The organism is Modestobacter marinus, assembly GCF_011758655.1.
GTDB classification, from domain to species: domain Bacteria; phylum Actinomycetota; class Actinomycetes; order Mycobacteriales; family Geodermatophilaceae; genus Modestobacter; species Modestobacter marinus.
On record NZ_JAAMPA010000001.1, the window covers coordinates 2,665,913 to 2,683,544 of the forward strand.

12 protein-coding genes and 3 rRNA genes are annotated in these 17,632 nt (G+C 68.8%); 13 read left to right on the forward strand and 2 right to left on the reverse strand.

The genetic code is table 11. The features are described 5' to 3' along the window. Positions 1-41: 41 nt before the first annotated feature. The 11 genes from FB380_RS12650 to rrf all read left to right on the forward strand — a co-directional run bounded on the left by FB380_RS12650 (position 42) and on the right by rrf (position 14,215). The gene (locus FB380_RS12650) at positions 42-368 is read left to right on the forward strand and encodes an antibiotic biosynthesis monooxygenase family protein (RefSeq protein ID WP_166755341.1); all 327 of its coding nucleotides are present in this window, start codon (positions 42-44) and stop codon (positions 366-368) included. Between the two features lie 196 nt (positions 369-564). Further along, positions 565-1,716, forward strand: coding sequence for a branched-chain amino acid aminotransferase (locus FB380_RS12655; protein ID WP_166755342.1), 1,152 nt, complete (start codon positions 565-567; stop codon positions 1,714-1,716). Positions 1,717-1,753: 37 nt separating this feature from the next. Further along, positions 1,754-2,725, forward strand: coding sequence for a bifunctional riboflavin kinase/FAD synthetase (locus FB380_RS12660; RefSeq protein ID WP_166755343.1), 972 nt, complete (start codon positions 1,754-1,756; stop codon positions 2,723-2,725). A 182-nt stretch (positions 2,726-2,907) separates the two neighbouring features. Beyond that, a complete protein-coding gene (gene rpsO, locus FB380_RS12665; protein WP_029339129.1) occupies positions 2,908-3,177 on the forward strand; it encodes a 30S ribosomal protein S15 in 270 nt (89 codons plus the stop codon). A gap of 259 nt (positions 3,178-3,436) precedes the next feature. Then, positions 3,437-5,701, forward strand: coding sequence for a polyribonucleotide nucleotidyltransferase (locus tag FB380_RS12670; protein ID WP_166755344.1), 2,265 nt, complete (start codon positions 3,437-3,439; stop codon positions 5,699-5,701). Next, positions 5,698-7,095 carry a M16 family metallopeptidase gene (locus FB380_RS12675; protein ID WP_166755345.1) on the forward strand — a complete coding sequence of 466 codons (1,398 nt, stop codon included), beginning with the start codon at positions 5,698-5,700 and terminating at the stop codon, positions 7,093-7,095. Before FB380_RS12670 ends, FB380_RS12675 begins: the two co-directional genes overlap by 4 nt. A gap of 7 nt (positions 7,096-7,102) precedes the next feature. Beyond that, positions 7,103-7,471, forward strand: a complete 369-nt coding sequence (locus FB380_RS12680; RefSeq protein WP_166755346.1) for a VanZ family protein — start codon at positions 7,103-7,105, stop codon at positions 7,469-7,471. Positions 7,472-7,530: 59 nt separating this feature from the next. Continuing rightward, entirely contained in the window at positions 7,531-8,340 is an 810-nt protein-coding gene (dapB, locus tag FB380_RS12685; RefSeq protein ID WP_208382831.1) for a 4-hydroxy-tetrahydrodipicolinate reductase, read from the forward strand. Positions 8,341-8,811: 471 nt separating this feature from the next. Beyond that, positions 8,812-10,333: ribosomal RNA gene (locus FB380_RS12690) — 16S ribosomal RNA — on the forward strand. Between the two features lie 501 nt (positions 10,334-10,834). Continuing rightward, a 23S ribosomal RNA gene (locus FB380_RS12695) occupies positions 10,835-13,955 on the forward strand. A 143-nt stretch (positions 13,956-14,098) separates the two neighbouring features. Then, a 5S ribosomal RNA gene (gene rrf / locus FB380_RS12700) occupies positions 14,099-14,215 on the forward strand. Together the 16S, 23S and 5S rRNA genes form the textbook arrangement of a ribosomal RNA operon. A gap of 402 nt (positions 14,216-14,617) precedes the next feature. Here rrf and FB380_RS12705 read toward each other — a convergent pair. Beyond that, positions 14,618-15,283, reverse strand: coding sequence for a DUF2461 domain-containing protein (locus FB380_RS12705; RefSeq protein WP_166755347.1), 666 nt, complete (start codon positions 15,281-15,283; stop codon positions 14,618-14,620). After that, positions 15,280-15,861 carry a GNAT family N-acetyltransferase gene (locus tag FB380_RS12710; protein WP_166755348.1) on the reverse strand — a complete coding sequence of 194 codons (582 nt, stop codon included), beginning with the start codon at positions 15,859-15,861 and terminating at the stop codon, positions 15,280-15,282. The genes FB380_RS12705 and FB380_RS12710 overlap by 4 nt, the downstream gene beginning before the upstream one ends. Positions 15,862-16,002: 141 nt before the next feature. Between FB380_RS12710 and FB380_RS24135 the strand changes: the two genes are divergently transcribed. Both FB380_RS24135 and FB380_RS12720 read left to right on the forward strand, forming a co-directional pair. Continuing rightward, on the forward strand, positions 16,003-16,359 hold the full coding sequence (locus FB380_RS24135) for a hypothetical protein (RefSeq protein WP_208382832.1): 357 nt from the start codon (positions 16,003-16,005) through the stop codon (positions 16,357-16,359). 46 nt (positions 16,360-16,405) lie between these two features. Then, positions 16,406-17,629 carry a winged helix-turn-helix domain-containing protein gene (locus tag FB380_RS12720; RefSeq protein ID WP_166755349.1) on the forward strand — a complete coding sequence of 408 codons (1,224 nt, stop codon included), beginning with the start codon at positions 16,406-16,408 and terminating at the stop codon, positions 17,627-17,629. Positions 17,630-17,632: the final 3 nt, after the last annotated feature.

Genomic DNA, 17,632 nt, shown 5'->3' on the forward strand with positions numbered 1-17,632 from the left:
CCGCTGTGTCGAGCCGGTCGCGACTGGGCAGGATGCGGTGCATGAGCATCGTCAAGATCAACGTCGTGACCATGCCCGAGGACAAGCGCGCCCGTTTCGAGGAGCGGTTCAAGGGCCGGGCCGGTGCGGTGGAGACCACCCCCGGGTTCGAGTGGTTCGAGCTGCTGCGCCCGGTCGCGGGCACCGACTCCTACCTCGTCTACACGCGGTGGACCAGCCAGGAGGCCTACGAGGCCTGGCAGACCAGCCAGGACTTCGACCGCGCGCACGACGGCGGCGGCGACACCCTGGCCCCCGCCGCCGAGCGCTCGCAGCAGCACGTGTGGAGCTACGAGGTCGTCGAGTCCGCGGCCCCGAAGGGCAGCTGAGCCGCAGGCCCGTGCCGTCGTCGACACCGAGCCGGACGACGACGGCCGGCCCTCCGGTCGGTCCGATCGCACCAGGTGGCCGGCGGGCGGTCGTCCCGCCGCACGTGCCCCGGGCCCGGAGGGCCGGGCTAGGGTGACCGGGCGGGCCGGGCAACCGCCGGGCACGCTCCAGCACGAGCACCAGCAGGTGGGAGCCATGACCGACACGCTCGCCGACAGCCGTACCTCTCCCCGGGTCTTCACCGAGGGCGTGCCGCTGGTCGTGGAGGACGTGCCGCGCCGGCCCGCCGCCGAACGCGCCGCGATCCTCGCGGACCCAGGCTTCGGCCGGCACTTCACCGACTCGATGGTCGTGGCCCGGTACCGCGCGGGTGAGGGCTGGGTCGACGCCCGGCTGACCGGCTACGGGCCCCTGCAGCTGGACCCCAGCACCGCCACCCTCCACTACGCGCAGTCGATCTTCGAGGGCCTCAAGGCCTACGCCCAGCCCGACGGCAGCGTCGCGACCTTCCGGCCGGAGTCCAACGCCGCCCGGTTCGCCCGCAGCGCCGCCCGGCTGGCCATGCCGGCCGTCCCGCAGGACGCCTTCCTCACCGCCGTCGACGCCCTGGTCGACGCCGACCGCGAGTGGGTGCCGACCGGCCCCGACCAGACCCTCTACCTCCGGCCGTACATGATGGCCGTCGACCCGTTCCTCGGCGTCCGGCCGGCGAGCGAGTACCTGTTCCTGGTGATCGCGAGCCCGGCGGGGGCGTACTTCCCGCGGGGCGTGCAGCCGGTGTCGGTCTTCCTCTCCGAGGACTACATCCGGGCCGCTCCCGGCGGCACCGGTGACGTCAAGTGCGCCGGGAACTACGCGGCCAGCCTGCTGGCCCAGGAGCAGGCGATCGCTGCCGGCTGCGACCAGGTCGTCTGGCTGGACGCGGTGGAGAAGCGCTGGGTCGAGGAGATGGGCGGGATGAACCTGTTCTTCGTCCTCGGTTCAGGCCCCGACGCCGAGCTCGTCACCCCGGAGCTGACCGGCACGCTGCTGCCGGGCATGACCCGCGACTCGCTGATCACGGTCGCCCGCGAGCTCGGGCACCGGGTCACCGAGCGCAAGGTCAGCGTCGACGAGTGGCGGGAAGGTGCGGCCGACGGCTCGATCACCGAGACCTTCGCCTGCGGCACGGCCGCGGTCATCACCCCGGTCGGCGAGGTCAAGGGGCGCACCGGGGACTTCACGGTCGGCAACGGCGAGCCCGGTCCGCTGACCATGGAGCTGCGCGAGCGGCTGCTCGACATCCAGCACGGCCGGGTGCCCGACACCCACGGCTGGCTGCACCGCGTCGCGCCCGCGGCCTCCTGAGCACGTCGACCACTCGGTAGCGGGGGAGGGGGACGGCGTGCTGCGCTGGCGTGGGCTGGACGCGACTCCGCCGGACCTGGGGCGCACGGTGGTCACCGTCGGCATGTACGACGGGGTGCACCGCGGCCACCAGCACCTGATCGGGGCGGCGGTCAGCCGGGCCCACGCGGTCGGACGGCCGGCGCTGCTGCTGACCTTCGACCCGCACCCCTCCGAGGTGGTGCGGCCCGGCTCCCACCCGGCGATCCTGACCTCGGCCGACCGCAAGGCCGAACTGGTGGCCGCCCTGGGCGTGGACGCGATGTGCGTGCTGCCCTTCACCCCGGAGTTCAGCCGGCTCTCGCCGGGGGAGTTCACCCACACTGTGCTGGTCGAGCACCTGCACGCCGCCCAGGTGGTGGTCGGGCAGAACTTCACCTACGGGCACAAGGCGGCCGGCACCGTCGAGTCGCTGGCCGCCGAGGGCCGGCGCTTCGGCTTCAGCGTCGAGGGGGTCGACCTGACCAGCGTCGGCTCGGCGCCCGCCCTGGCCGGCGACGGCGAGGTGACCATCTCCTCCACCTACATCCGGGCCTGCGTGGCCGCCGGCGACATGGCCTCCGCGGCCCTGGCGCTGGGCCGCCCGCACCGGGTCGACGGGATCGTCGTCCGCGGTGACCGTCGCGGGCGGGAGCTGGGCTACCCGACCGCCAACGTGGAGAGCCCGGCGCACACCGCGATCCCGGCCGACGGGGTCTACGCCGGCCGGCTGGTGCTGCGGGACCACCGCGGCGTCAGCCGCAGCACCCACCCGGCCGCCATCTCGGTGGGCAGCAACCCCACCTTCGCCGGGGCCCGGCGCACGGTCGAGGCGCACCTGCTGGACTTCGACGGCGACCTGTACGGCGAGCACGTCGGCGTGGAGTTCGTCGAGCGGTTGCGCCCGATGGTCAGCTTCGCCGGGGTGCCGGAGCTGCTGGTGGCCATGGGCGAGGACGTGGCGAGGACCCGCGCCGTCCTCGGGGTCTGACCGGCCGGCGCCGGCCGGTCGCGCTCCCGCGGGCCCGGGTCGAGGGCCTGGTCCGCCGCTCGGCCCGGCCCGGCCCTGGTGCACCCGTGTAACCTCGACGTCGACGTCGGGTGACCGACGTGTGTGCATGCTGCCCCCGTGACACAGACCGGGGGCCACACGTGACCTGCCCTGGAGGCACCATGGCGCTGGAGAGCGCGACGAAGAAGCAGATCATGACCGAGTACGCGACGGTCGAGAACGACACCGGTTCCCCCGAGGTGCAGGTCGCGATGCTGACCCGACGGATCAGCGACCTGACCGAGCACCTCAAGATGCACAAGCACGACCACCACAGCCGGCGGGGCCTGCTCCTGCTGGTCGGCCGCCGCCGGCGGCTGCTGAACTACCTGGCGAAGACCGACATCAACCGGTACCGCTCGCTCATCGAGCGGCTCGGCCTGCGCCGCTAGCACGACCGAGGGGACCGCTCCGGCAACACCGGGACGGTCCCCTCACTCGTGCGGCACCCGCCGCACGGGACCACCGGCCCCACGCCGGCCGCCCCGCGAGGGCCGGTCCTCGGTAGTGGCCCCCGGGACGCAGCGAGCCTGAGCGCAGGAACCGCGAGTGCGCCCCCGAGGGCTTCGATCGAAGACCGGTCGCCCCGGACGCCGTCGGCGCGACGCCGCGAAGAGGACGTCGCCGTATGCGACGTAGGAAGAGGACACGATGTCCGCACCCACCACAGACCCCATCGACTTCGACGCCGAGGACGGCGTGTTCACCGCCACCGCGGTGATCGACAACGGGGCCCTGGGTTCCCGCACCGTCACCTTCGAGACCGGCCGCCTCGCCAAGCAGGCCGCCGGCTCCGTCGTCGCCACCATGGGCGACACCACGCTGCTGTCGGCCACCACGGCCGGCCGTCAGCCCAAGGAGCAGTTCGACTTCTTCCCGCTCACGGTGGACGTCGAGGAGCGGATGTACTCCATCGGGAAGATCCCCGGTTCGTTCTTCCGCCGCGAGGGTCGGCCCTCCGAGGACGCCATCCTGACCTGCCGGCTGATCGACCGCCCGCTGCGGCCGACCTTCGCCAAGGGCCTGCGCAACGAGGTCCAGGTCGTCATCACCGTCCTGTCGCTGGACCCCGACCACGTCTACGACGTGCTCGCGATCAACGCCGCGTCGGCCTCCACCCAGCTCTCCGGCCTGCCGTTCTCCGGCCCGATCGGTGGCACCCGGGTGGCGCTGATCAACGGCCAGTGGGTCGGCTTCCCGACGCACGCCGAGCTCGAGGACGCCGTCTTCGACATGGTCGTGGCCGGCCGGGTCCTGCCCGACGGCGACGTCGCGATCATGATGGTCGAGGCCGAGGCCACCGAGAAGACCATCGAGCTGGTCGCCGGTGGCGCCACCGCCCCGACCGAGGAGGTCGTGGCCCAGGGCCTCGAGGCCGCCAAGCCGTTCATCAAGGCGCTGTGCCAGGCGCAGTCCGCGCTGGCCGGCAAGGCCGCCAAGCCGGAGGCGCACTTCCCGCGCTTCCTGGACTACCAGGACGACGTCTACGCCGCCGTCGAGGCCCAGGCCGCCGAGAAGCTGGCCGTGGCCCAGGCCATCGCCGGCAAGCAGGAGCGCGAGGAGGCCACCGACGCGCTCAAGGACGAGGTCAAGGCCGCCCTGGCCGGGCAGTTCGAGGGCCGCGAGAAGGAGATCTCCGGGGCCTTCCGCGCGGTGACCAAGAAGGTCGTCCGCCAGCGCATCCTGCGCGACAAGATCCGCATCGACGGCCGTGGCCTCACCGACATCCGGCCGCTGTCGGCCGAGGTCGAGGTGCTCCCGCGGGTGCACGGCTCGGCGCTGTTCGAGCGTGGCGAGACCCAGATCATGGGCGTCACGACGCTGAACATGCTCCGCATGGAGCAGCAGCTGGACACGCTGAACCCGATCACCCGCAAGCGCTACATGCACAACTACAACTTCCCGCCGTACTCCACCGGTGAGACCGGCCGGGTGGGCTCGCCCAAGCGCCGCGAGATCGGCCACGGCGCGCTGGCCGAGCGGGCGCTGCTGCCGGTGCTGCCGGACCGCGAGGAGTTCCCCTACGCGATCCGTCAGGTCTCCGAGGCCCTCGGCTCCAACGGCTCCACCTCGATGGGCTCGGTCTGCGCCTCGACGCTGGCCCTGCTCAACGCCGGTGTCCCGCTGAAGGCCGCCGTCGCCGGCATCGCCATGGGCCTGGTCTCCGACGAGGTCGACGGCAAGACCGAGTACGTCGCGCTGACCGACATCCTCGGCGCCGAGGACGCCTTCGGTGACATGGACTTCAAGGTCGCCGGCACCAAGGACTTCGTGACGGCCCTCCAGCTGGACACGAAGCTCGACGGCATCCCCTCCGACGTCCTCGCCGGTGCGCTGACCCAGGCCCGCGCGGCCCGGCTGCACATCCTCGACGTCATGCTCGAGGCGATCGACGGCCCCGACGAGATGAGCGCCTACGCCCCGCGGGTGACCACGGTGCGCATCCCGGTCGACAAGATCGGTGCGGTCATCGGCCCCAAGGGCCAGATGATCAACGCGATCCAGGACGAGACCGGCGCCGACATCACCATCGAGGACGACGGCACGATCTACGTCGGCGCCTCCGACGGCCCCTCGGCCCAGGCCGCGGTCGACCGGATCAACGCGATCGCCAACCCGACGCTGCCCAAGGTCGGCGAGCGGTTCCTCGGCACCGTGGTGAAGACGACCGCCTTCGGCGCCTTCGTCTCGCTGCTGCCCGGCCGCGACGGGCTGGTGCACATCAGCAAGCTCGGCAACGGCAAGCGCATCGCCAAGGTCGAGGACGTCGCGAACGTCGGCGACAAGCTGCAGGTCGAGATCACCGACATCGACGCCCGCGGCAAGATCAGCCTGGTGCCGGTCGTCGAGGGTGACGCCGCCGCTGCCGGTGACGCAGCTCCGGCTGACGAGACCGCCGCCCCCGCGGAGGCGTGATCACGAGTACCGACCTGACCGGGGCCGGGGCGGGCGCTGCGGCGTCCGTCCCGGCCCCGGCCGGTGCAGGGACGGGCCGGGTGGGCGAGACGGTGGTGCTCGACGTCGACGAGGTCGGCGGTCGGGTGGAGCGGACAGAGCTGCCCGGCGGGCTGCGGGTGCTGACCGAGACGATGCCCGGGGTGCTGTCGGCGACGCTGGGCATCTGGGTCGGCGTCGGGTCCCGGGACGAGAGCCCGGAGCTGGGTGGCTCCTCGCACTTCCTCGAGCACCTGCTGTTCAAGGGCACCCGGAGCCGGACGGCGCTGGAGATCGCCACGGCGATGGACGCCGTCGGCGGTGAGATGAACGCCTTCACCGCCAAGGAGCACACCTGCTACTACGCGAACGTGCTCGCCAGCGACCTCCCGCTCGCGGTGACGCTGCTCGGCGACCTGGTCACCGAGGCCCTCAACACCGCCCCGGACCTGGAGTCCGAGCGCACGGTGGTGCTCGAGGAGATCGCGATGCGCGACGACGAGCCCGCCGACGCCGTGCACGACCTGTACGCCGAGACCCTGTTCGGCGACACCTCCCTGGGGCGGTCGGTGCTGGGCACCGTCGAGTCGATCGAGTCCCTGACCCGGGACGACGTCGACGGCTGGTACCGGGACCGCTACGCCGTCCCCTCGATCGTCATCTCGGCGGCCGGGCGGGTCGACCACCAGCAGGTGGTCGACCTCGTCACGACGGCCTTCGGTGACCGGTTGGGCGGGGGAGCGCGGCCGGAGCCGCTGCGGCTGGGGTCCGACGTCGTCCTGGGCGGGCCGGCCCGGCCGACCGGGCTGATCCACCGGCGCACGGAGCAGACCCACCTGCTGCTGGGCAGCCTGGGGATGGGCCGGCTGGACGAGCGGCGCTACGCCGGCGCGGTGCTGGACGCGGCGGTGGGCGGCGGGATGAGCTCCCGGCTGTTCCAGGAGATCCGGGAGAAGCGGGGCCTGGTCTACAGCGTGGGCTCCTCGCTGACCCACTACGCCGGAGCCGGCAGCTTCTCGGTCTACGCCGGCTGCTCGCCCAAGCGCGTCCCCGAGGTCCTCCGGCTGATCCGGGCCTCGCTCGCCGAGGTCGCGGCGGAGGGGCTGACCACCGAGGAGGTGGTACGGGCGCGCGGCCAGCTCAAGGGCGGCCTGGTCCTGGGGTTGGAGGACACCGGCTCCCGGATGAGCCGGCTGGGCAAGAGCGAGCTCTCGTACGGCGAGTACCTCCCGGTGCGCACCGTCCTGGACCGGCTCGAGGCCGTGCAGGAGGACCAGGTGCGCGCGGTCGCCGCCGACCTGTTCACCCGGCCGACCTGCCTGGCCGTCGTCGGCCCCTACCGGGAGCGCGACCTCGACCGGCTGCTCGCCGCCTGAGCCGCCGATGACCTCCCGTCCGACCACGGTGCCCGCCGTCCACGGTCCGCTCGCCCGTGGGTTGTTCGCGGTCGTCGTGCTGGTCTCCCTGGTCGTGCTGTTCACGCCGGCCTCGGGCGTCCCGTCCGCTCCGGCCGGCGTGGACAAGGTGGTCCACGTGCTGCTGTTCGCCGTGCTGGCGGTCAGTGGCCGCTGGGCCGGCGTCGGGCGGGGGGCGCTCGCCGTCGTCCTGGTGCTCTACGCCTCGGTCAGCGAACTGCTCCAGTCCCTGCCCGTGCTCAACCGCTCGACGTCGGTCGCGGACCTGCTCGCCGACGTGGCCGGGGTCGCCGTCGGGCTCCTGGTCTGGGACGTCCTCGCCCGCCGCCGGGCCTGACCTGCCGGTGGGTGGGGCGCCGCCTTGCGTGCGGCGCCCGCGTTGGTGAGCATCGCGGGATGAGCACCTCGCCGGTCCCCGACGTCCAGCCCGCCACCCCCGCCACCGGAGAGACTCCGCTCGTCTCGGTGGGCGTGCTCGGCGCCCGGGGCCGGATGGGCACCGAGGTGTGCCGGGCGGTCGACGCCGCCGAGGACCTGGAGCTCGTGGCGATGGTCGACGAGCGTGACTGGCTGTTCAACGTCGCCGACGCGGGCGCCCAGGTGGTCGTCGACTTCACCCGGCCCGACTCCGTCATGGACAACATCCGCTTCTGCATCGACCAGAACATCCACTGCGTCGTCGGGACGACCGGCTTCGACGAGCAGCGGCTGGCCACGATCGCGGAGTGGCTGGAGCCCAAGCCCGACCTCGGGGTGCTCATCGCACCGAACTTCGGGATCGGTGCCGTGCTCCTCATGCGCTTCGCCCAGGAGGCGGCCCGCTTCTTCCCGTCGGTGGAGATCGTGGAGCTGCACCACCCGAACAAGGTCGACGCCCCTTCGGGCACCGCGGCCCGCACGGCCCGGCTCGTCGCGGCCGCCCGGCGGGCCGCCGGCGTCCCGGCCGCCCCGGACGCGACGCGGGAGTCCGACTCGCTGCCCGGGGCGCGTGGCGCCGACGTCGAGGGCGTCCCGGTGCACGCGGTCCGGCTCGCCGGCCTCGTCGCCCACCAGGAGGTGCTGATGGGCGCAGCGGGGGAGACGCTGACCCTGCGGCACGACTCCTACGACCGGGCGTCCTTCATGCCCGGTGTGCTCCTGGCGGTCCGGGAGATCGGCCACCGCCCCGGTCTGACCGTCGGGATCGAGTCGTTGCTGGGCCTCTGAGGCTCCTGGGGCGCCGTTCAACTCCTTTTCGAAGCCGCAGAAGGTGACCTGCCTCGCAATCGGAGGCCAGGCGGTCGGCGCTGACCTGGGCTTTCTCCCGGGCGAGGTGCTCGGAGAGCCCATCCGGGGCGCTTCGGGCCCCACAGCGGTTTGACGGCGCCCCGGACGGCACGTAAGTTCTTCTTTGCGCCGAGCGAGACCGGGTCGAAAGAGCCGGGAGCCGCGAGGTCAGACCCCCGGGTGTGACAGCGAGCCGTGCACGGCGTACAGTCGGACAAGCCGCCTCGAACGAGGGCCAAGAAATTGGTCGGGTTTCGTGCGCGTCCGCTCCTTGAGAACTCAACAGCGTGCCGAAAGTCAGTGCCAAGTATCAATACCCCCATTCGGCATCCCTTTTTGTGGGTGTCGTTGGGGTTCCTTTGGTTGATTGAACGAGAGTGCCAACTCTTGGTCTCAGCTGCGATCAAATCATCTACGGAGAGTTTGATCCTGGCTCAGGACGAACGCTGGCGGCGTGCTTAACACATGCAAGTCGAGCGAGGCCCACTCTTCGGGGTGGTGCCCTAGCGGCGAACGGGTGAGTAACACGTGGGCAACCTGCCCTCAGCTCTGGGATAACTCCAAGAAATTGGTGCTAATACCGGATGTGACCGCTGACCGCATGGTCTGGTGGTGGAAAGATTCATCGGCTGAGGATGGGCCCGCGGCCTATCAGCTTGTTGGTGGGGTAGTGGCCCACCAAGGCGACGACGGGTAGCCGGCCTGAGAGGGTGACCGGCCACACTGGGACTGAGACACGGCCCAGACTCCTACGGGAGGCAGCAGTGGGGAATATTGCGCAATGGGCGAAAGCCTGACGCAGCGACGCCGCGTGAGGGATGACGGCCTTCGGGTTGTAAACCTCTTTCAGTAGGGACGAAGCGCAAGTGACGGTACCTACAGAAGAAGCACCGGCCAACTACGTGCCAGCAGCCGCGGTAATACGTAGGGTGCAAGCGTTGTCCGGAATTATTGGGCGTAAAGAGCTCGTAGGCGGTCTGTCGCGTCGGCTGTGAAAACCCGAGGCTCAACCTCGGGCCTGCAGTCGATACGGGCAAACTAGAGTACTGCAGGGGAGACTGGAATTCCTGGTGTAGCGGTGAAATGCGCAGATATCAGGAGGAACACCGGTGGCGAAGGCGGGTCTCTGGGCAGTAACTGACGCTGAGGAGCGAAAGCGTGGGGAGCGAACAGGATTAGATACCCTGGTAGTCCACGCCGTAAACGTTGGGCGCTAGGTGTGGGGGCCATTCCACGGTCTCCGTGCCGCAGCTAACGCATTAAGCGCCCCGCCTGGGGAGTACGGCCGCAAGGCTAAAACTCAAAGGAATTGACGGGGGCCCGCACAAGCGGCGGAGCATGTTGCTTAATTCGATGCAACGCGAAGAACCTTACCTAGGCTTGACATGCACGGAAATCTCGTAGAGATACGGGGTGCCTTTGGCGTCGTGCACAGGTGGTGCATGGTTGTCGTCAGCTCGTGTCGTGAGATGTTGGGTTAAGTCCCGCAACGAGCGCAACCCTCGTTCTATGTTGCCAGCACGTGATGGTGGGGACTCATAGGAGACTGCCGGGGTCAACTCGGAGGAAGGTGGGGATGACGTCAAATCATCATGCCCCTTATGTCTAGGGCTGCAAACATGCTACAATGGCCGGTACAAAGGGCTGCGATACCGCGAGGTGGAGCGAATCCCAAAAAGCCGGTCTCAGTTCGGATTGGGGTCTGCAACTCGACCCCATGAAGTTGGAGTCGCTAGTAATCGCAGATCAGCAACGCTGCGGTGAATACGTTCCCGGGCCTTGTACACACCGCCCGTCACGTCACGAAAGTCGGTAACGCCCGAAGCCGGTGGCCCAACCCTTGTGGAGGGAGCCGTCGAAGGCGGGATCGGCGATTGGGACGAAGTCGTAACAAGGTAGCCGTACCGGAAGGTGCGGCTGGATCACCTCCTTTCTAAGGAGCACTGGCCGCCACACTCGTGTGGTGGTCCAGAGCCGTGCACGGACCAGGAAGTGCCCTCAACATCGGGGGTGCTCGGGTGTTCGTGGCGGAGCTCGAGGGTGGAACGCTGACCAGTTCGGCCAGGCAGCTCAGGCTGCCCCTAGTACGACCCGGTGAGCCCGGCCCCTCTCGTAGGGGCGGGGGGAGGGTGTGGAGCGGGGTGGTGGGAGTGGCTGGTCGTAGGCACGCTGTTGGGTCCTGAGGGAGCGGGCTGATCGAGCTCGTTGCTTCTGCGGAGGCCTGTCAGATGTCGTACCGCCCGGGGTGTCCTGGGGCTGGCGGTTTCGGGTGGTGGGTCATCTTCCGTACTTTGAGAACTGCACAGTGGACGCGAGCATCTTGTAATCATTTGTTCTGGATATCCGCGCTCATCCACGTACACCGCTCCTCGTCTTCCTGGGTTCGCCCGGGTGGGGGGTGTGGTTGTGGTGGGTGGGCGTGGGTGTTGTGTGTGGTCAAGTTGTTAAGGGCACACGGTGGATGCCTGGGCACCAGGAGCCGATGAAGGACGTAGGAGGCTGCGATAAGCCTCGGGGAGCTGCCAACCGAGCGTTGATCCGAGGATTTCCGAATGGGGGAACCCCGCACCAGTCATGTGGTGTGACCCGCGCCTGAACACATAGGGCGTGTGGAGGGAACGTGGGGAAGTGAAACATCTCAGTACCCACAGGAAGAGAAAACAACCGTGATTCCGTGAGTAGTGGCGAGCGAAAGCGGATGAGGCTAAACCGATCGCATGCCAAGCCGGCAGGCGTTGTGTGGTCGGGGTCGTGGGACGACTCAGATGGTTCTGCCGAACTGTCAGGGAGTCAAAAAGTCATGGGTTAGTGGAAGGCCTCTGGAAGGGGTCGCCGTAGAGGGTGAGAGCCCCGTACACGAAAACTCATGGCCTCCCGAGTCGTATCCCAAGTAGCACCGAGCCCGTGAAATTCGGTGTGAATCTGGCGGGACCACCCGCTAAGCCTAAATACTCCCTGGTGACCGATAGCGGACAAGTACCGTGAGGGAAAGGTGAAAAGTACCCCGGGAGGGGAGTGAAATAGTACCTGAAACCGTGTGCCTACAAGCCGTGAGAGCCTTATGCCCTTCGGGGCAGGGGTGATTGCGTGCCTTTTGAAGAATGAGCCTGCGAGTTAGCGGTACGTGGCGAGGTTAACCCGTGTGGGGTAGCCGTAGCGAAAGCGAGTCCGAACAGGGCGAATCAGTCGCGTGCTCTAGACCCGAAGCCGAGTGATCTACCCATGGCCAGGTTGAAGCGCGGGTAAGACCGCGTGGAGGACCGAACCCACTTAGGTTGAAAACTGAGGGGATGAGCTGTGGGTAGGGGTGAAAGGCCAATCAAACTCGGTGATAGCTGGTTCTCCCCGAAATGCATTTAGGTGCAGCGTCACGTGTTTCTTGCCGGAGGTAGAGCACTGGATGGTCTAGGGGCCCCACAAGGTTACTGAAATCAACCAAACTCCGAATGCCGGTAAGTGAGAGCGTGGCAGTGAGACTGCGGGCGATAAGGTTCGTAGTCGAGAGGGAAACAGCCCAGATCATCAGCTAAGGCCCCTAAGCGTGTGCTAAGTGGAAAAGGATGTGGAGTCGCAGTGACAACCAGGAGGTTGGCTTAGAAGCAGCCACCCTTGAAAGAGTGCGTAATAGCTCACTGGTCAAGTGGTTCCGCGCCGACAATGTAGCGGGGCTCAAGCACACCGCCGAAGCTGTGGCATTCACACGAGCCCGTCCAGTTCTTTCGGGAGCTGGGCCAGGTGTGTGGATGGGTAGGGGAGCGTCGTGTGGCGGTGGAAGCGGCGGAGTGATCCAGCCGTGGACGCCACACGAGTGAGAATGCAGGCATGAGTAGCGAAAGGGGAGTGAGAAACTCCCCCGCCGGATGACCAAGGGTTCCTGGGCCAGGCTAATCCGCCCAGGGTGAGTCGGGACCTAAGGCGAGGCCGACAGGCGTAGTCGATGGACAACGGGTTGATATTCCCGTACCCGCGAAAGAACGCCCATGCTGAACCCAGCGATACTAACCGCCCAAAGCCGGTGACTGACCTTCGGGTCTGATCCGGGGGAGCGCGGGACCTGGACTGGTAGTAGGCAAGCGATGGGGTGACGCAGGAAGGTAGTCCTACCGGTGAGTGGTAGTACCGGTGCAAGGGTGTGGCCCGCGATGTAGGTAAATCCGCATCGCATCCAGGGTGAGGCCCGACGCATAGCCGATTGAGGCGAATTGGATGATCCTATGCTGCCGAGAAAAGCCTCTAGCGAGTTCTTAGCGGCCCGTACCCCAAACCAACTCAGGTGGTCAGGTAGAGAATACCAAGGCGATCGAGCGAACTGTGGTTAAGGAACTCGGCAAAATGCCCCCGTAACTTCGGGAGAAGGGGGGCCATCTGCTGTGAACCGCCTTGCGCGGGGCAGCGGTGGGTGGCCGCAGAGACCAGTGAGAAGCGACTGTTTACTAAAAACACAGGTCCGTGCGAAGTCGAAAGACGATGTATACGGACTGACGCCTGCCCGGTGCTGGAACGTTAAGGGGACGGGTTAGCCGCAAGGCGAAGCTCAGAACTCAAGCGCCAGTAAACGGCGGTGGTAACTATAACCATCCTAAGGTAGCGAAATTCCTTGTCGGGTAAGTTCCGACCTGCACGAATGGCGTAACGACTTCTCAGCTGTCTCAACCACAGGCTCGGCGAAATTGCACTACGAGTAAAGATGCTCGTTACGCGCGGCAGGACGGAAAGACCCCGGGACCTTCACTATAGCTTGATATTGGTGTTCGGTTCGGCTTGTGTAGGATAGGTGGGAGACTGTGAAGCGGGCACGCCAGTGTTCGTGGAGTCATCGTTGAAATACCACTCTGGTCGAATTGGATGTCTAACCTCGGTCCGTGATCCGGATCAGGGACAGTGTCAGGTGGGTAGTTTAACTGGGGCGGTTGCCTCCCAAAATGTAACGGAGGCGCCCAAAGGTTCCCTCAGCCTGGTTGGCAATCAGGTGTCGAGTGCAAGTGCACAAGGGAGCTTGACTGCGAGACCGACGGGTCGAGCAGGAGCGAAAGCTGGGACTAGTGACCCGGCACCGGCATGTGGAAGCGGTGTCGCTCAACGGATAAAAGGTACCCCGGGGATAACAGGCTGATCTTCCCCAAGAGTCCATATCGACGGGATGGTTTGGCACCTCGATGTCGGCTCGTCGCATCCTGGGGCTGGAGTAGGTCCCAAGGGTTGGGCTGTTCGCCCATTAAAGCGGCACGCGAGCTGGGTTTAGAACGTCGTGAGACAGTTCGGTCCCTATCCGCCGCGCGCGTAAGAGACTTGAGAAGAGCTGTCCCTAGTACGAGAGGACCGGGACGGACGAACCTCTGGTGTGCCAGTTGTTCCGCCAGGAGCACTGCTGGTTGGCTACGTTCGGCAGGGATAACCGCTGAAAGCATCTAAGCGGGAAGCTCGCTTCGAGATGAGGTCTCTCACCGGGTCAACCGGGTAAGGCCCCCGCCCAGACCAGCGGGTTGATAGGCCGGAAGTGGAAGCGGCGCAAGTCGTGGAGCTGACCGGTACTAATAGGCCGAGGGCTTGACCACATACTCATCCAGCCCATTAGCAAGATGAATGCCGCGTCCACTGTGCAGCTCTGAAGGTACGGAACCCCGTGTTCCAGCCCCTTCAGCACCCAGCTCCGCCCTCACCGGCGGATGAACGGGTGCGGGGTACATCTTCACAGTGTTACGGCGGTCATGGCGAAAGGGAAACGCCCGGTCTCATTCCGAACCCGGAAGCTAAGCCTTTCAGCGCCGATGGTACTGCCCGGGGGACCGGGTGGGAGAGTAGGACGCCGCCGGACATAACTCCCAGGACGGGGTCACAGCTACGGCTGTGACCCCGTTCCTGCATTTCTGGGGGTACTCGTGGCAAGTGCCGGGCGCGGTCGCCTGGTGTGTCAGCCCCGTGTCGTCCGGGCGCCGCGACGTCGGGGCCCGGGTCGAGTCGGCCGTCGGCGATGTGCGTGCCGAGCTGGAACTTCCCCCGCGTCACGTGACGCAACTGGTCAATGGCGGGCGCTCGGTCGGCGTGGTGCCGGGACCGACGTGCCCGTCGATGCACCGCGTCACCTGTCAGCGGCGGCGTCTGCCGGCCACGTTGGGGCCGGCGTTCCCGTCGAGCCACCGGCTCCATTGGCCGACGGCGGCGTTCAGCCGGTGTGGTGCTGGGACCGATGTTCCCGGGCAGTCTCCGGGTCACCTGCTCAACGGCGGCGATCCGCCGGCGCGGTGCTGGCCCCGACGTTCTCGTCGAGCCACCGGTTCAGCGGGGCGAAGGCGCGCCAGGCCGTGCGGACGCGGTCCAGCGCAGCAGCGGTGTGCAGCCAGTCCGTCGGCGTCCACTGCTGTGAGCCGTGCAGGGACTTGTGCCGGAGCAGCTCGATCCGCGGATGGTCGGCCGGCCATCCGCGCGGCGTCCGGATCAGGCGGTCGCCCTCGACCTCATGGCCCACATCGCGCAACGCGCGGACCACCGCCGCCAGCCGATCGCCCTGGAGGTCGTCACCGACTGCGCGGCGGTACCGGTCCACCTGGTCGCGCGCCAGACGCCAGGCGCCACCGGCGACGAGCAGACCGTCGGCGGACACCTGCACGTAGACCGAGCCCAGTCCGGTGCCGTCCTGGTGGAGGACGGCACCCTGGTGGGTCTTGTACGGCGTCTTGTCCGTGCTGAAGCGCACGTCCCGGTACGGACGAAAGAGCTTGGGCGTGCCGAACTCCGGCGCGAGCTCGTCGACGAGCGCCTGGAGCGGCGCCCGCACGTGGTCGTCGTAGCTCGCCCGGTGCGCCGTCCAGTAGGTCTTGCTGTTGTCTGCCTCCAGGCCCTCGTAGAAGACGAGGGCCTCGTCGGGGAAGCCGGAGAACGTCACGGGTTCGCTCGCTCCTCGTCGTCGTGGTCGTCGTCGTCCAGCAGCGTCGTCCAGCGGAGCTGGGACAGCGGGGCGGCTCCGGTGTCCAGCGTCCGGGTCCAGCCGTCCGGCGCCCAGCCGGCGGAGTCGAGGAACCGGGCGGTCACGGCGTCGTCCTCGGGCACCCACGTCTGCAGCGAGCGGATGCCGCGCTCGGCGGCCAGGTCCGCGACGGCGGCGAGCAGCCGGCTGCCGTGGCCACGCCGACCCCAGCGGGGCTCGACGAGCAGGGTGGCCAGGTCTGCGGCGTCGGGGTCGTCGGTGGGGGCGTAGGCGGCAAACCCGACCACGGCCCCCGAGTCCAGGGCGACGAGCACGCCGTGCCCGGACGTCGGCGGTGTGGTGACCGCGGCCCGCCAGCTGGCCGCCGCGGCGTCGTCGTCCCAGTCGTCGAGCACCTCGGCGGGGAGGAGGGCGCGGTAGGCCGTCCGCCAGGTGACCAGCTGGACGTGGGCGATCGCCTCGGCGTCCGCGGCTGCTGCTGGTCGTACGGACACGTCGGCGCGGCCGGACGGGCCGCGTCCCCTCGGCAGCTCCACCGGGGCAGCGTAGGCGCTGGGGGCGGGGAACGGCTCTCGGGAACCTGAGGCGACCGAGCGCTGGACCGGCACGTACCTCGGGCGGCTGCTCAGAGGTGCGCGAGTGAGTGCTCACCGCAGGCGAACCCCTTCGATGCCGCGGTGCTCGCGGGCGGGGTGCTGCTCTTGGAGACGTCGGAGGAGCTGCTGCCGGCGCGCGACGTCGGCTCGATCGTCCGGTCACTCGGCGAGCGCGGCGTCCTCGGCGCGGTCGCCGCCGTCCTGCTGGCCCGGCCACCGGTCTCCGACCTCACGCGTCGCCCGGCTCCGGCGGAGCGTGCCCGGCTGCGCGCGGAGCAGCGGGACGTCGTCGTGGAGCTCGTCGCCCGGTACAACCCGGAGGCGGTGCTCTGCGTCGGCGTCCCGTTCGGGCACACCCGGCCCCAGTGGGTCCTCCCGCACGGCGGCACCGTCACCGTGGACGGCGTCGCCCAGCGGGTGCACGCCCAGTACGGGTGAGGGCGGGCCGGCGGGAGCGTCGTACCCGCAGGGCAGGATCGGCGAGGTGACCACCGTGGAACGGCTGCCTGCCGCGCTGGCCCGCCGGATCGCCCTGGGCGCGCAGGGGTTCGCCGAGCCGCGGCCCGCGGGGAGCGTCGGCATCCGGCAGCTGCGCCGGACCGCCGAGCGCCTGGCCGTGGTGCAGATCGACTCGGTCAACGTGCTCTCCCGGTCGCACTACCTGCCTTTCTTCAGCCGGCTGGGGCCCTACCAGCGCAGCGACCTCGACGCCGTCTCCAACCGGCGGCACGACGTCTTCGAGTACTGGGCGCACGAGGCGTCGTTCCTGCCGGCGCGACTGCACCCCCAGCTGCGCTGGCGGATGGCCGCCGCCGAGCAGGAGGCCTGGGGCTCGATGACCCGGGTGCAGCGGGAACGCCCGGAGTACGTGGCGGCGCTGCTGGCGCGGGTGCGCGCCGACGGCCCGATCCGGGCCAGCCAGCTGCAGGAGGAACGGCCCAACCGGCCGGGCAGCATGTGGAACTGGCACGCCGGCAAGGCCGCCCTGGAGTACCTGTTCTTCACCGGCGCGCTGACCGCCCGTGGCCGCACCGCCGGGTTCGAGCGGGTCTACGACCTCCCGGAGCGGGTGCTGCCGCGGGCGGTGGTCGAGGCGCCGACCCCGGAGCGTCCGGACGCCGTCCGGGAGCTGGTCCGCACGGCGGCCCGGGCGCTCGGGGTGGCCACCGAGACCGATCTGCGCGACTACTTTCGGCTCAGCCCGGTCGACGCCCGGACGGCGATCGCCGAGCTGGCCGACGCCGGTGAGCTGCGCCCGGTCGAGGTGGTGGGCTGGGGCCGGCCGGCGTGGCTGGACCCGCAGGCGCGGCGGCCGCGGTGGATCCGCGCCCGGGCGCTGCTGTCCCCGTTCGACTCCCTGGTGTGGGAGCGGCCGCGGGTCGAGCGGGTCTTCGGCTTCCGCTACCGGCTGGAGATCTACACCCCGGCGGTGAAGCGGGTGCACGGCTACTACGTGCTGCCGTTCCTGCTCGGCGACCGGCTGGTCGCCCGCGTCGACCTGAAGGCCGATCGGCAGGCCGGCGTGCTCCGGGTGCAGAGCGCCTTCGCCGAGCCGGGCGTCGACGTCCCGGAGGTCGCCGTCGCGCTGGCCGCCGAACTCCGGCTCATGGCCGGCTGGCTGGCCCTGGAGCAGGTGGTGGTGCACGAGCGAGGTGACCTGGCGGCCGCACTCGCCACCGCCGTCAGCGGAGGAGGAGCCCCGGGCTGAGGG